The following is a 14,417-nucleotide window of genomic DNA, read 5'->3' as shown; positions in this document are numbered from 1 at the left end:
GCGGGATGGTCGAGCTGAAACTGGCCGACGAGGCGGCGACAACAGCGCTGGGGGCCGCGCTGGCCGGGTCGCTGGGCGTGGGCGAGGCGATCCTGCTGCAGGGGCCACTGGGCATGGGCAAGTCGACGCTGGCGCGCGGGCTGATCCGGGCGCTGGCCGGACCGGATGAGGACGTGCCGTCGCCGACCTTCACCCTGGTGCAGGTCTACGAGACCGATCCGCCCTTGGCCCATTTCGACCTGTATCGGCTGACGCGGCCCGAGGAAGCCTTCGAGATCGGGCTGGACGAGGCGCTGGACACCGGCGTCGCCCTGATCGAATGGCCCGAGCGGCTGGGCGACGATCTGGACCGGGCGCTCGGTCCGGACCGGTTGTCGATCGTGCTGTCGGAAGACGGCGACGGACGCGTTGCGACCGTTTCTGGCGTAGGCGCATGGGCAGGAAAGATTGATGCGGGGATCGAAGGGTTGAATGGCTGACGGACTAAACGAGCGCGAGACGCAGCGGGTGGCGTTTCTGGCGCAGGCCGGGCTGGGTGACGTGGTGCGCGCGCCCTTGCCGGGCGATGCCTCCACGCGCCGGTACGAGCGGCTGACGACGGCGTCGGGCACCTCGTTGATGCTGATGGACCAGGTCGCTGCGGCCGAGAGCCCGCCGGCGGATCCGTCCTGGTCGCCTGAGCGGCGCAGGGCCGAGGGCTGGAACGCCATCGCGCGCTTGTCGGCTGGCCGGATCGAGGCGTTCGCGGCGGTGGCGGCCCATCTGCGGTCGGTCGGGCTGTCAGCGCCGGAGGTCGTGGCGCTGGACGCGCCCGAGGGGCTGGCCGTGCTGGAGGACTTCGGGGACGCCCTGTTCGCGCGGGTCATCGAGGCGGGAACGGACGAGACGCCGCTGTATCTGGCGGCGGTCGAGGCGCTGGCGACGTTGCATGCCGCGCGAACGCCGCGCGTGCTGAGCGGGGCGGCGGGTGACTGGCCGTTGCAGGTCTATGACGAGACGGCGCTGCAGGGCGGGGCGGACCTGTTCGTGGAGTGGTTGCCCAAATTGAAGCCCGGACTGGCGTTCGACGACGCGGCGATGGCCGACTGGCACGCGGCCTGGGCACCGATCGTGGCCGAAGGCGCGGCGGGGGCCAGCGTGGTGGCGCATCGCGACTATCACGCCGAGAACCTGATCTGGCTGCCGGAACGCCAGGGCGCGGCGCGCGTGGGCATGATCGATTTTCAGGACGCGGTGCGGGCACATCCCAGCTGGGACCTGCATTCGCTGTTGCAGGATGCGCGACGCGACGTGTCCCGCGCGCTGGAGGCCGAGGCGCTGGACCGCTATTTCGAACTGGCGGGGATCGATGACCGGGCGGCGTTCATGCGGTCCTATGCCGGTCTGGCCGCTCTGAACGAGGCGCGCATTCTGGGCATCTTCGCGCGGCTAATCGTGCGGGACGGCAAGCCGCGCTATGCGGGCTTCATGCCCAGGATGTGGCGACACCTGAACGCCAATCTGACCCGGCCGGGGCTGGAGGGCGTGGCGCGCTGGTTCGATCGGCACGTGCCCGAGGAGATGCGGACATGACCGGACCGAAGACGGCGATGGTGCTGGCGGCCGGGCTGGGCACGCGGATGCGGCCGCTGACGGACGACCGGCCCAAGGCCCTGGTCGAGGTCGGGGGGCGGGCGCTGATCGATCACGTGCTGGATCGTCTGGCGCAGGCGGGCGTGCAGCGGGCGGTGGTCAATGTGCACTGGTTCGCGGACCGGCTGGAGGCGCATCTGGCCGGGCGCGAACGGGGGCCTGAGATCGCGATATCGGACGAGCGCGAGGCGTTGCTGGAAACCGGCGGGGGGCTGAAGAGGGCGCGGCCACTCCTGGGCGACGGCGCGGTGTTCGTGGCCAATATCGACAGCGTCTGGACCGGGCCGTCCGACTGGGCTTCCGAGCTGATCCGCCTGTGGGATCCGGTGACGATGGACGCCTGTCTGCTGCTGGCGCGGCGCGAGGGGTCGATCGGCTTCGAGGGGGATGGCGATTTCTTCCTGGGCGACGACGGGCGGCTGACGTTCCGGGGCGAGGCGGCGTCGGCCCCCTATGCCTATATGGGCGTGCACATCACGCGGTCGGACTATGCGGACGGCGGGCCGGAGGGGGCGTTTTCGCTGAGTCCCCTGTGGCGCGCCTCGGCGGCGGCGGGGCGGCTGTATGGCTGCGTGCTGGACGGCGACTGGATGCATGTCGGCGATCCGCAGGCGCGGGATGAGGCCGAGGCCCGGCTGGGTAAGGCGTGACGGGTTTCGACCCCTTCGCAGGCGACACGCCGCGTTGGTTCGCAATTCCCGCGCATCGGCCGTTTCTGGAAGATCTGGCGGCGGGGGTGCTGGACTGGCTGGGCGAAAACCCGCCAGAGGCGCTGTCCGACGCGACGATCCTGTTGCCCAACCGCCGGGCCGCGCGGGCGTTCGGGGCAGCGCTAGCGAGCCAGGCGGGCGACCGGCCGGTACTGCTGCCGCAGGTGCGGCCACTGGGCGATCTGGAAGAGGACGAGCCGCCGTTCTCGCCCGGCGAACTGGGTCTGGACCTGCCGCCGGCCATCGCGCCCCTGACGCGCCGGTTCGAGATGGCGCGGATGATCGCCGAGGATTTCGCGCCCGGTCTGGCACCGCTGCGCGCACTGGAGCTGGCCGACGGACTGGGGGCGTTTCTGGATTCCTGCCACATCGAGGAGGTCGCGGATCCGGGGATGGTGGCCGGTTTCGGCGGCGAGGATTTCGCCGAGCACTGGCAGGCGTCGGCCGAGTTCCTGGGGCTGGCGGTCGAGGTCTGGCCCAGGCGGCTGGAGGCCATGGGGCTGGTCGATGCGTCGTGGCGCCGGACGCGGCTGTTGCGTCTGCTGGCCGAACGCTGGGCCGAGCATCCGCCGCGGGGGCCGGTGATCGCGGCCGGCTCGACAGGGACGGTGAAGGCGGCGGCCGATGTGCTGAAGGCCGTGGCGAAGGCACCGCAGGGCTGCGTGGTGCTGCCCGGGCTGGACCTGGATCTGGACAAGACGGCCTGGGGCGCGATCGAGGAGCAGCATCCGCAGAGCGCGCTGAAGCGGCTGCTGGAGCGGGCCGAGGTGGCGCGGGACGCGGTGCGGCCGTGGTTCCGCCGGCCGGTCGATGCGGGCGTCGAGGCGCGCGGGCTGGCGCGGCAGAGGCTGATCCACGAGGCCCTGCGCCCCGCCGATGCGACGGCGGACTGGCGCGAGGAGATCCGGGAACTGCGCAAGCGATCGGCGGAGGCGGGGCAGTCGCTCGATCCGATCGCCCTGGGGCTGGAGGGCCTGTCGGTCGTGACGGCGCGGACCGAGGAGGACGCGGCGGCGACCATCGCCCTGATGATGCGCGAGACGCTGGAGACGCCCCATTCTGACGGGAGGGCCCGAACCTGTGCGCTGGTGACGCCCGATCTGGCGCTGGGGCGACGGGTGGCGGCGCGGCTGGCGCGTTGGGGCGTGGTGGCCGACAGTTCGTCCGGCACGGGGCTGGGCCAGATGCCGGTCGGTGTGCTGGTCGACGTGTGCGCGCGGTGGATGGCCGATCCGCTGGCCCCGCAGACGGTGCTGGCGCTGATCAAGCACGAGCTGACGACCCTGCCCGAGGCGACCGACGATGGGGTGGCGGAGCTGGAGAAGGTCGCGTTTCGGGGACCGCGCACGCGGGACTGGGCGCGGATCGAGGCGCGTCTGACGCAGGCGGGGGCACCGCGTCGAAACGGGGTGCCGCCTTCGGACTGGACGATGGCGAGGCTGGCGCAGGCGACGGCGCTGGCGGCACGGTTGCAGGCGCTGGCCGATGCGGCGAAGGCGGCGTTCGAGCCGGTGGCGTCACTGGATCATGCGGCGCGAGCGTTGACGGGGCTGGTCGAGGCGCTGGCGGGCAACGACGTCTGGGCCGGACCGGACGGAGAGGCTGCGGCCTCCATGCTGTCGCAACTGATCGAGGGCGGGGCGTCGCTGGGCGCGCTTTCGGCCGCGGCGTTCGCCGAGCTGGTCGCGGGGCTGGTGCGCGACACGACAGTGCGGACGGGCGGGGCGACGTATCCGTCGCTGCGCATCCTGGGGGCGATCGAGGCGCGACTTGTGCGGGCCGACCGGATGATCCTGGCGGGGCTGGAGGAGGGGGTGTGGCCACGCGGTGCGCCGGTCGATCCCTTCCTGTCACGGCCGATGAGGAAGGCGCTGGACCTGCCGCCGCCGGAACGTCGCGTGGGGCAGACGGCGCAGGACTTCGTGCAGGGGGCCTGCGCGCCCGAGGCCATCCTGATCCACACCGAGCGGCGCGGCGGGCAACCGGCGGTGCGGTCGCGCTGGCTGTGGCGGCTGGAGATGCTGGCGCGGGGGGCGGATACGGAGGCCTATCCCGTGAGGATCGACCGGCCGACGGACATGCTGAACGCCGCGCGGGCGCTGGATGCGCCGTTGTTCGGCCAGGGCGGACTGGCGAAACGGCCGGGTCCGACGCCGCCGGTCGCGCGGCGGCCGCGCCAGCTGCCGGTCACGGGGGTGGAGCGGTGGGTGCGCGACCCCTATGCGGTCTACGCCCGCTATGTGCTGAACCTGAAGCCCATGGACCGGCCGGGGCAGTCGGCCGAGGCGCTGCTGCGCGGGCAGGCGATCCACAAGGCGGTCGAGCGGCTGACCCTGGCCTGGCCCGACGTCCTGCCCGACGATTGCGAGGACCAGATCGTCCACCTGCTGCATGAGGAACTGCGCCATCACGGCTTCGAGGACGCGGCCATGGCGCGCGAGGGTCCGCTGGCCCGCAACGCCGCGCGCTGGCTGACGGGGTTCGAGACGCGCAGGCGGGCGCAGGGGATCGAGATCCGGGTCGAGGAGGAGGTGGCGCTCACGTTCGACGCCGATGGCGGGCCGTTCACGGTGACGGCCAAGGCGGACCGGATCGAGCTGTCGGCCACGGGGGCGGCGATCCTGGATTTCAAGACGGGCGGGGTGCCGTCGGCCAAACAGGTCAAGACCGGCTTCGCGCCGCAGCTGACCCTGACCGGAGCCATCCTGGCCGAGGTCGGTCTGTCGGACACGGGGCCGGTGGAGCCTGAGGATCTGACATACGTGCGGGTCGTGGGGCGCAAGGTCGCCGGTGAAGCAAGGACCCTGGCGCAGGGCGCCGAGGCGGCCGATCTGTCGGCGGAGGCGCTGGCGGGGTTGAAGGCGCGCGTGCGGCGGTTCGATCTGGAGTCGACGCCTTATCTGAGCTGGGTCGCGCCGCAGTTCATGGGCAATTTCGGAGGCAACTACGACCATTTGGCGCGGGTCTGGGAATGGCATGTCGCCGGGGCCGAGGAGGCGGAATCGTGAAGACCGAGACCGCTGTCCGCATCCTGCCCGACCCGGCCCAGATCGCGGCGGCGGACCCGCGCCAGTCGGTGTTCGTCACGGCCAACGCCGGGTCGGGCAAGACCTCCACCCTGGTGGACCGGGTGGCGCGGCTGCTGCTGGAGGATGTTGGTCCGGGCGAGATCCTGTGCGTCACCTACACCAAGGCGGCGGCGGCCGAGATGCAGGCGCGGCTGTTCGATCGGCTGGGCGAATGGGCCGTGATGGACGATGCCAGGCTGGAGGCGTCGCTGGCCGATCTGGACGGGCGGACGGCGACGATCCTGTCCATGACAGAGCTGTCGAACGCGCGCCGCCTGTTCGCCAAGGCGCTGGACACGCCGGGCGGGCTGAAGATCCAGACGCTGCATGCCTTCTGCGAGAAGCTGCTGCGGCGGTTCCCGCTGGAGGCGGGGGTGACGCCGGGGTTCACCGTGCTGGAGGACCAGGCGGCGACGGCCCTGTCGCACGAGGCGCGCGAGGACCTGGCGCGGCTGGCGCTGGGCAGCGAAGACGGCGCGATTGGCCGGGCCTATGCCCACTTCGCGGTGGAGCTGGATTTCAAGGCGTTCGAAGGCCTGCTGGCGCGGATCGAGGCGGATCGGGCGCGGCTGTTGGACTATGTAGTGCGGGTCGATGCGGGGACGGCGCCGGGGCCGCATGCCCTGGTCGGGGTTGACACGGATCGGGACGTGGCGGCCATCCAGAACGACTTCATGCGCTTTCTGGACCGGGCCGAATGGCTGGCCATGGCCGAGGCGATGGACAGGGGATCGGTCACCGACCAGGCCTGCGCCAAACGGATGTGGGAGGCCGAGTGGAGCTTTCCCGAGGTCGCCTCGGTCTTCCTGACCAGCGGCCAGCCCCGGAAGTCGATGGCGACCAAGTCCGCCCCGCCCGAGGCCCGCGAGTGGCTGACCGCGATGCAGGACAAGGTGGTCGCGGCGCTGGGCGAGGTGCGAAAGGCGCGGGTGGCCGAGGACACCGGCCATGTGCTGACGCTGGCCCGCGCCCACGGCGCGCTCTATGACGCGGCCAAGGAACGGCGGGGCGCGCTGGATTTCGGGGATCTGGTGGCGCGGACGGTCGCGCTGCTGACGGTCCGGTCCAGCGCGGCCTGGGTGCTGTTCAAGCTGGACGGGGGGATCGAACACGTCCTGATCGACGAGGCCCAGGACACGGCCCCGGAACAGTGGGACATCGTCCAGGCCCTGACCGAGGGGTTCTTTTCCGGCATCGGCTCGAAACGGTACGGCGCGGGCAAGGTCGAACGGACCGTGTTCGCGGTGGGGGATGAGAAGCAGTCGATCTATTCCTTCCAGGGCGCGCGGCCGGAGCGGTTGCGGCAGGAGTCGCAGCGATACGACACCATGGTGCGGGGCGCGGGTGCGGCCTTCGCGGGCGTGGAGCTGGCGACCTCGTTCCGGTCGACGCCCGAGGTGCTGAGCTTCGTCGATGCGGTGTTCGCGTCGCCGGAGCGGACGCGATCGCTGGTCGGAGAGACGGTCGGCACCATCCCGGCGCATATCGCCAAACGGGTGGACGACCACGGCTGCATCGACCTCTGGCCCATCTATGCCGACGAAAAGCCGCCCGAACGCGACGCCTGGGATGATCCGCTGGATCAGGAGCCGGTGCAGAGCGCGCGGAAGCGGATGGCCGCCGATCTGGCACGGGAGATCCGGCGTCAGGTGATGGCGGGCGTGGCGGTGCAGGACCGTAAGGAGCGCACGCTGCGACCCTGTGGATACGGCGACTTCCTGGTGCTGGTCCGACGGCGCGATGCGACGTTCGAGGAGATCATCCGGGCGATGAAGGCGGTCGGGGTGCCGGTGGCGGGGGCCGACCGGCTGAAGCTGTCGAGCCATATCGCCTTTGACGACCTGATCGCGGTGGCGCGGGTGGCGCTGTATCCCGACGACGAACTGAGCCTGGCCGAGGTGCTGCGCAGTCCGTTCTGCGACATCGCCGACGATGGGGCACCCGACAGCCTGTACGAACTGGCCGGGGCCGACCCGAAGCGCAAACGGCTGTGGGCCGCGCTGCGGGCGCGGGCGGGCGAGCATGCGTCGTGGGGGCGGGCGCGAGACCTTATCGACTTCGCCATCGAGAGCCGAAACCGCGATCCGTTCGCCTTCTTCGCCGGGCTGCTGAACCGGATCGATGCGACGGGGCTGTCGGGGCGGGCACGCATTCTGGCCCGTCTGGGGCGGGAGGCGGCCGAGGCGATCGACGAGACGCTGAACCAGGTGCTGGCGGCCGAACAGCGCGGCGGGATCGATCTGGAGACCTGCCTGTCGATGCTGGAGACCGCCGACGTCGAGGTGAAGCGCGAGATGGAGGGCGCGCGTGACGAGGTGCGGGTCATGACCGTGCACGGGGCCAAGGGTCTGGAGGCGCCGGTGGTGATCCTGCCCGACACCACGTCGAAGGCCAAGGCGCAGGGGCCGACCCTGATGCCGGTCGAACTGGGTGATGGGGCCGAGGGCTGGCTGATGTGTCCGGGGTCCGAGAAGGAGGACTGCGAGGCGTCGGGCGAGGCGCGGACGGCGCGGCAGGCGCGGGTCGATGACGAGACGCTGCGGCTGCTCTACGTCGCCCTGACGCGGGCGCGGGACCGGGTGGTGATCCTGGGGCGGGGCAGCGCGAAATCCAAGCTGGGCTATGACGAGGGCAGCTGGTGGGCGGTGCTGACCGAGACGTTCGAACGCCTTGGCGGACAGGTGCGAGACATCGGCGACGGGCGCAGGCGGTTCGGCATCGATCCGGTGGTGATGGCGGCGGGGGCGGACTCGGCCGTGCCGGGTGTGGACGTGCCGGATTGGGCACGGGCGATGCCGCCGGTCGATCCGTCGGCGCGTTACGTCTCGCCGTCGCAGGCGAAGGCGGTGAAGCGTGTGTCGGCCCCGTCGCCGCTGGCGGTCGCGGGAGTCGATGGGGGTGCCTCTCTAGGTCGGTTCCGGCGCGGCGACCTGATCCACCTGCTGCTGGAGCGGCTGCCGGAGATCGAGGCGGAGGCCCGGCCGGACGCGGCGCGGCGGATGCTGGCGCGGGAACGGGACCTGTCGGACGATCAGCGGGCGGAGATGATCAAGGCGGCGTTTGACGTGCTGGAGGACGCGCGGTTCTCGGCCGTGTTCGGGGCCGGGTCGCGGGCGGAGGTCGCGCTGACCGGGTCGGCGCCGGGGCTGCCGGCGGGGGTGTCGATCAGTGGCCGGATCGACCGGCTGGTCGTCACGCCCGAACGGGTCCTGGTCGTCGACTACAAGACCAACCGCCCCGCCCCGGACCGCATCGAGGACGCCGACCCCGCCTATGTCGCCCAGATGGCGGTCTATGTGGCGGTGCTGAAGCGGCTGTATCCGGATCGCCCGGTCGAGGCGGCGCTGGTCTGGACGGATGGGCCCAGGCTGATGGCGGTGCCGCAGGGTTTGATGGACGAGGCGTTGCTATCGCTCCGTTGATTTCAGCGGGAATCGCCCCACATCTCGACGAAGCCAACCGGGCTCAAGTAGGTCGACCGGCCGGTAGCCCCAGCACAGAGAGAGATCCACCCATGGCCACGATGAAGGTCACCGACGACAGCTTCGACACCGATGTGCTGAAGGCCTCCACGCCTGTGCTGGTGGACTTCTGGGCGGAGTGGTGCGGGCCGTGCAAGCAGATCGGGCCGGCGCTGGAACAGATCGCCGACGAACTGGCCGGTCAGGTCTCGATCGCCAAGATCAACATCGACGACAGCCCCATGACCCCGTCCAAGCTGGGCGTGAAAGGCATTCCGACCCTGATGCTGTTCAAGGACGGGCAGATGACCTCGATGAAGGTCGGGGCCATGCCCAAGGGCAAGATCCTGGAATGGCTGGCCGAGACGGGCATCGCCGCCAAGGCGTAAGCTGGCTCTTGCATACCCCCGTCGCATCGGGGACGGTCCGGGTTCTGATTGTCCCCGGGGGTTCTCGATGCGTCGTCTTCTGATTTCGTCCGCCGGCGCGGTCCTGATCGCCGTGGCCGGGCTGTGCAGCGCGGCCTTCGCACCCGCGCCGGTCCAGCAGGCCCAGGCCACGGCGGATGCCGACGCGCGTCTGGCCGCGTTTTTCGAGACGGCCTACAACGAGCGCATCGCGCTGAGCCCCCAGCAGATGACCTCTCTGGGGCTGAAGACCGACAACGACAGGCTGGACGACTATACCCCCTCGGCCGCCGAACGGTCGCTGGCCCTGGCCGAGGCGCAGCTGGCGCGGATGAAGGCCCAGTTCGATCCGGCCAGCCTGAGCCCGCAGTCGCAGATGTCGGCCCGGCTGTTCGAACATGCCGTGGGCGAGCAACGCGAGGCGTTCCGGTGGCGCGAAAGCGGCTATCCGATCTCGTCCAGCGGTGGGCCGGGCGGATCCTTGCCGGTGTTCATGATCAACAATCACCGCATCGACACGGCGGACGATGCCCGGGCCTATGTCGCGCGCCTGGTCGAGGTCGAGCGGGTGCTGGGCGAGAGCTCCGTCAACATCCGCACCCGCATGGCCGCCGGGATCACGCCGCCGACCTTCGTGTGGGAACCGGCGATCGGTGCGATCCGGAACGTGACGAACGGAGCGCCCTTTACCGACGGGGCCGACACGGCGATCTGGGCCGACGTCCAGACGAAGGTGAACGCGCTGGACATCGCGCAATCCGAAAAGGACGCGTTGATCGCCTCGGCGCGAGAGGCCCTGACCGGGCCTTTCAAGCGGGGATACGACGCCTATCTGGCCACCCTGCTGGAGATGCAGCCGCTGTCGACCAGCACCGACGGGGTGTGGCGTTTGCCGGACGGCGACGCCTATTACGCCCAGCGCCTGCGGGCCTCGACGACCACCGACCTGACCGCCGACCAGATCCACCAGATCGGCCTGTCCGAGGTGGCGCGCATCCAGGCCGAGATGGAGGTCATCAAGACCCAGGTCGGGTTCGAGGGCACGCTTCAGGACTTCTTCGCCTTCATCAAGACCGATCCGCGCTTCCAGTATCCGAACACGCCCGAGGGCAAGGCGCAGTATCTGGAGGACAGCCGCGGCTTCATCGCCCAGGTCATGGCGGTGGCCCCGCAGTGGTTCAGCGACCTGCCCGAAGCGGCGCTGGAAGTCCGCGCGGTCGAGCCGTGGCGCGAGGCGTCGACCGGCATCGCCTTCTACAACGAGCCGGCGGCGGACGGATCGCGGCCGGGCATCTATTACGTCAACCTGTCGGACATGACCCAGGTGCTGCGGCCCCAGATCGAGGGCATCAGCTATCACGAGGGGGCACCCGGCCACCATTTCCAGGTCGCCTATGCCCAGGAGATGGAGAGCCTACCGCGGTTCCGGCGCTATGGCATCTATGGGGCCTATGCCGAGGGCTGGGGGCTGTATGCCGAGAAGCTGGGCAAGGAGATGGGCTTCTATCAGGACCCCTATTCCGACTTCGGCCGGCTCTCGACCGAGCTGTGGCGGGCGGTGCGGCTGGTGCTGGATACGGGCATCCATTCCAAGCACTGGAGCCGGGACCAGGCGGTCGAGTATTTCCGCCAGAACTCGCTGCTGAGCGAGCGTGACATCCGGCTGGAGGTCAACCGCTACATCTCCGGGCCCGGGCAGGCGACCAGCTACAAGGTCGGCGAGCTGAAGATCCTGGAGCTGCGCGAGCGGGCGCGGACGGCGCTGGGCGACCGGTTCGACATCCGCGACTTCCATTCCGTGGTGCTGGGATCCGGGTCGGTGCCGCTGGACGTGCTGGAGGAACAGGTGGATGCCTGGATCGCGGCGGGGGGCGGTCACCCGGCCGCCTGACCCCTCGCGCCGCGCGCGTGGTGACGCTAAACCGCGCCCATGCCCTTCACCGCCACCGTCATGACCATGTTCCCCGAGGCCTTTCCGGGGCCGCTCGGCGTGTCGCTGATCGGCACGGCGTGGCGCGAGAAGGGGCTGTGGGCGCTGGAAACGGTGGACATTCGGAACTTTTCCGAAGATAAGCGCGGCTTCCTGGACGACACCCCCGCGGGTGGCGGTCCAGGACAGGTTCTGAAAGCGGACGTGGTGGCCCGGGCTCTCGACAGCCTGACAGGGTCGCCCCGGCCGCTTTTGTACATGAGCGCACGCGGTCGACCCCTGACGCAGGCGCGAGTCAAAGAATGGGCCAAGGCAGACGGGATCACCGTCCTGTGCGGCCGGTTCGAGGGGGTGGACCAGCGGGTGCTCGACGCCCGGGGGTTCGAGGAGGTCTCCGTCGGAGACGCGGTCCTGGCCGGTGGCGAGGCGGCGGCGATGGTGGTGATCGAGGCGTGCGTGCGACTGATCCCCGGTGTTCTGGGCCAGGCAGACAGCCTGTCGTCCGAGAGCTTCGAGGACGGTCTTCTGGAGCATCCGCAGTACACGCGACCGCGGACGTTCGAGGGGGTCGAGATACCCGAGGTGCTGCTGTCGGGCGACCATCGCAAGATGGCCGCGTGGCGGCAGGAACAGCGGGAAACAACCACGCGGGAGCGGCGGCCGGATCTCTGGGCGGCGCATCTCGCCAAATCACAGCTAAAGGGCGCAAAAGCCCGAGGAGAATAGAGACATGGCCAACATCCTGCAGACGCTGGAAGCCGAAGAAAAAGCCCGCTTGGTCGAGAAGCGCGCGATCCCGGTGTTCCAGCCCGGCGACACCCTGCGCGTCAACGTCAAGATCAAGGAAGGCGAGCGCGAGCGCGTTCAGGCCTTCGAGGGCGTCTGCATCGCCCGCGCCGGCGGCGGCGTGAACGAGAACTTCACCGTGCGGAAAATCTCGTTCGGCGAGGGCGTCGAGCGCGTCTTCCCGATCCTGTCGCCGAACATCGAGTCGATCGAGGTCAAGCGTCGCGGCGTCGTCCGGCGCGCCAAGCTGTATTACCTGCGCGACCGTCGCGGCAAGTCGGCCCGTATCGCCGAACGCCAGACCGTCCGTCCCGCCAAGGGTGCCGTGGTGCCCGTCACCGGTTCGGCCGAGAAGCCCGCCGACGAGGCATGATATTTGGGGCTACCGCTCTTCGGGCTACTTGAGCCCCATGATGCTTGGGCTACCGCCCTTAGGGCTACTTGAGCCCCGTATCTGAAAAGGCCTCGGCGGAAACGCCGGGGCTTTTTTCGTTCGTGGCGACGCTCGACACGGCGACGTTACGGCGTAACGTGCGCCTCCTCGTATCCGGAGCCCTGCCATGTTCGTCGCCGCCCTGCTTGCCGCCACCGCCCTGCAATCCGCGCCCACGCTGCATTCCTACAGCGGATTGACGATCGATCCGGCCGGGCGCGCCCTGGCGACGGTCGAGGGATCGGCCGTGGTGGTGCGGGGCGTGGACGGTGAGGTTCAGCGCACGGTCGATCCCTGCGACGCCTGCGCCTATGGCGCGCCGGCCTGGTCGCCGGACGGATCGGCTCTGGCCTTCATCGCGGACGAGGGAGACGACGCGACCCTGTATGTCGCGCGCGGCGGCGAAGCGACGGCGATCGCCCGGGTCCACGGTCTGGCCTCCACGCCCAAATGGTCGGCGGATGGATCGACCCTGGCCATGCTGGTCGTCCAGAATCCAACCAAGGAAATCGGCGCGACCTCGGCCGGCGCGCGGCAGGTGGGCGAGATGGCCGAGCTGTCGCTGGACAGCCAGCGGATCGCCACCGTCCCGGTCGCCGGGGGCGATCTGTCGTTCGCGTCGCCGGATGGGACGTTCGTCTACGAATACGACTGGACGCCGGATGGAACAGGCTTTGTCGCCACGGCGGCGGAGGGCAACGGCGACAACAACTGGTGGGTGGCGAGCCTGCGCCGCTTCGGCCGGGACGGTTCGACCACGGAAATCCTGAAGCCCGCTTATCAGATGAACATGCCGCGCGTGTCGCCGGACGGCCGCACCGTGGCCTTCATCGGCGGCGTGATGAGCGATTTCGGTTCCATCGGCGGCGACGTCTATACCGTGCCGATCACCGGCGGGGCGGAGACCGACGTCACGCCCGGCGCGACCGTGACCTTCACCTCCATCGCCTGGCGCGGCGACAAGCTGATGGCGGGGGTCATATCGGGCGGGGACACGGGACTGGCGGTGCTGGACCCCGACGACAAGACGATCGAGCGCACCAGCGTGGCGGCGGGCGCGACCCTGTCGTCGGGCGACGGGCGGGCGACCTTCGATCGCACGGGCCGCCATGTCGCCTATGTTTCGGAGACCTTCGAGCGGGCGCCGCGCATCGAGTTCGGCTCCATCGGCGACACCCATGCGATCACCCACGACAACGACGGCCTGCAGCCGCATGTGAAGGCGCGCAGCGTGACCTGGCAGAGCGAGGGCTTCACGGTCCAGGGCTGGCTGCTGGCCCCGCTGGACCTGACCGAGGGGGCCAAATATCCGATGGTCACCAACGTCCATGGCGGACCGTCGGCGGCGACGACGCCGCGCTATGTCTCCGGCGGGACGACGCGCGATCTGATCGACGCGGGATATTTCGTGTTCCAGCCCAATCCGCGCGGCAGCTATGGCCAGGGCGCGGCGTTCGAAAAGGCCAACTATCAGGACTTCGGCGGCGGCGACCTGAAGGACATCCTGGCCGGGATCGACGCGGTGGAGGCGGTGGCTCCCGTCGATGAAGCGCGCCTGGGCATCTATGGCCACTCCTACGGCGGGTTCATGACGATGTGGACGGTGACGCATTCGCAGCGGTTCCACGCCGCCGTCGCCGGGGCCGGGATCGCCAACTGGGGCAGCTATTACGGCCAGAACGGCATCGACAAATGGATGACGCCCTTCTTCGGCGCGCCCTTCTATGACGACCCGTCGGTCTATGACCGGCTGAGCCCCATCCGCACCATCAACGACGCCAAGACGCCGACCTTCATCTATGTCGGGGAGCGCGATCTGGAGACGCCCGCGCCGCAGTCGATGGAGTTCTGGCACGGGCTGGTGGCCAACCATGTGCCGACGTCGCTGGTCATCTATCAGGACGAGGGCCACGGCATTCGCCAGCCCGAGCATACGGCGGACCTGACCAGCCGCATCGTCGGCTGGTTCGACCGTTATCTGAAATAGGGA

The 14,417-nt window shown here is 69.9% G+C and carries 10 protein-coding genes; all 10 read left to right on the top strand.

Going from position 1 to position 14,417, the window contains the following annotated elements; all coding sequences use genetic code 11:
- Positions 1 to 5 precede the first annotated feature (5 nt).
- The 10 genes from tsaE (at position 6) to AC1DW4_RS10290 (ending at position 14,414) form a co-directional block, all read left to right on the top strand.
- Positions 6 to 479, top strand: a complete 474-nt coding sequence (gene tsaE, locus AC1DW4_RS10335; RefSeq protein ID WP_477017291.1) for a tRNA (adenosine(37)-N6)-threonylcarbamoyltransferase complex ATPase subunit type 1 TsaE — start codon at positions 6 to 8, stop codon at positions 477 to 479.
- Entirely contained in the window at positions 472 to 1,572 is a 1,101-nt protein-coding gene (gene amgK, locus AC1DW4_RS10330) for an N-acetylmuramate/N-acetylglucosamine kinase AmgK (protein ID WP_477017176.1), read from the top strand. Before tsaE ends, amgK begins: the two co-directional genes overlap by 8 nt.
- Complete coding sequence (gene murU, locus AC1DW4_RS10325) at positions 1,569 to 2,282, top strand: N-acetylmuramate alpha-1-phosphate uridylyltransferase MurU (RefSeq protein ID WP_477017175.1); 714 nt, start codon at positions 1,569 to 1,571, stop codon at positions 2,280 to 2,282. The genes amgK and murU overlap by 4 nt, the downstream gene beginning before the upstream one ends.
- Positions 2,279 to 5,350, top strand: a complete 3,072-nt coding sequence (addB, locus tag AC1DW4_RS10320) for a double-strand break repair protein AddB (RefSeq protein ID WP_477017174.1) — start codon at positions 2,279 to 2,281, stop codon at positions 5,348 to 5,350. Before murU ends, addB begins: the two co-directional genes overlap by 4 nt.
- Complete coding sequence (addA, locus tag AC1DW4_RS10315; protein WP_477017173.1) at positions 5,347 to 8,832, top strand: double-strand break repair helicase AddA; 3,486 nt, start codon at positions 5,347 to 5,349, stop codon at positions 8,830 to 8,832. Before addB ends, addA begins: the two co-directional genes overlap by 4 nt.
- 92 nt (positions 8,833 to 8,924) lie before the next feature.
- Entirely contained in the window at positions 8,925 to 9,260 is a 336-nt protein-coding gene (trxA, locus tag AC1DW4_RS10310) for a thioredoxin (RefSeq protein WP_477017172.1), read from the top strand.
- 67 nt (positions 9,261 to 9,327) lie between these two features.
- A complete protein-coding gene (locus AC1DW4_RS10305; protein WP_477017171.1) occupies positions 9,328 to 11,169 on the top strand; it encodes a DUF885 domain-containing protein in 1,842 nt (613 codons plus the stop codon).
- A gap of 39 nt (positions 11,170 to 11,208) precedes the next feature.
- The gene (gene trmD / locus AC1DW4_RS10300) at positions 11,209 to 11,934 is read left to right on the top strand and encodes a tRNA (guanosine(37)-N1)-methyltransferase TrmD (RefSeq protein ID WP_477017170.1); all 726 of its coding nucleotides are present in this window, start codon (positions 11,209 to 11,211) and stop codon (positions 11,932 to 11,934) included.
- A gap of 4 nt (positions 11,935 to 11,938) precedes the next feature.
- Entirely contained in the window at positions 11,939 to 12,367 is a 429-nt protein-coding gene (gene rplS / locus AC1DW4_RS10295; protein ID WP_477017169.1) for a 50S ribosomal protein L19, read from the top strand.
- Between the two features lie 187 nt (positions 12,368 to 12,554).
- Positions 12,555 to 14,414, top strand: a complete 1,860-nt coding sequence (locus AC1DW4_RS10290; RefSeq protein ID WP_477017168.1) for a S9 family peptidase — start codon at positions 12,555 to 12,557, stop codon at positions 14,412 to 14,414.
- Positions 14,415 to 14,417 lie beyond the last annotated feature (3 nt).

It is taken from the genome of Brevundimonas sp. P2_A6 (assembly GCF_056404975.1).
The sequence above is the reverse complement of the archived record's forward strand: the minus strand, read 5'-3'. Positions and strand labels throughout refer to the sequence as shown.

Excerpts from the sequence above, each read along its gene's own strand:
- trmD (WP_477017170.1), top strand. The coding sequence starts at position 11,209 with ATGCCCTTCACCGCCACCGTCATGACCATGTTCCCCGAGGCCTTTCCG.
- AC1DW4_RS10290 (WP_477017168.1), top strand. The coding sequence starts at position 12,555 with ATGTTCGTCGCCGCCCTGCTTGCCGCCACCGCCCTGCAATCCGCGCCC.
- amgK (WP_477017176.1), top strand. The coding sequence starts at position 472 with ATGGCTGACGGACTAAACGAGCGCGAGACGCAGCGGGTGGCGTTTCTG.
- rplS (WP_477017169.1), top strand. The coding sequence starts at position 11,939 with ATGGCCAACATCCTGCAGACGCTGGAAGCCGAAGAAAAAGCCCGCTTG.
- trxA (WP_477017172.1), top strand. The coding sequence starts at position 8,925 with ATGGCCACGATGAAGGTCACCGACGACAGCTTCGACACCGATGTGCTG.
- tsaE (WP_477017291.1), top strand. The coding sequence starts at position 6 with ATGGTCGAGCTGAAACTGGCCGACGAGGCGGCGACAACAGCGCTGGGG.
- murU (WP_477017175.1), top strand. The coding sequence starts at position 1,569 with ATGACCGGACCGAAGACGGCGATGGTGCTGGCGGCCGGGCTGGGCACG.
- AC1DW4_RS10305 (WP_477017171.1), top strand. The coding sequence starts at position 9,328 with ATGCGTCGTCTTCTGATTTCGTCCGCCGGCGCGGTCCTGATCGCCGTG.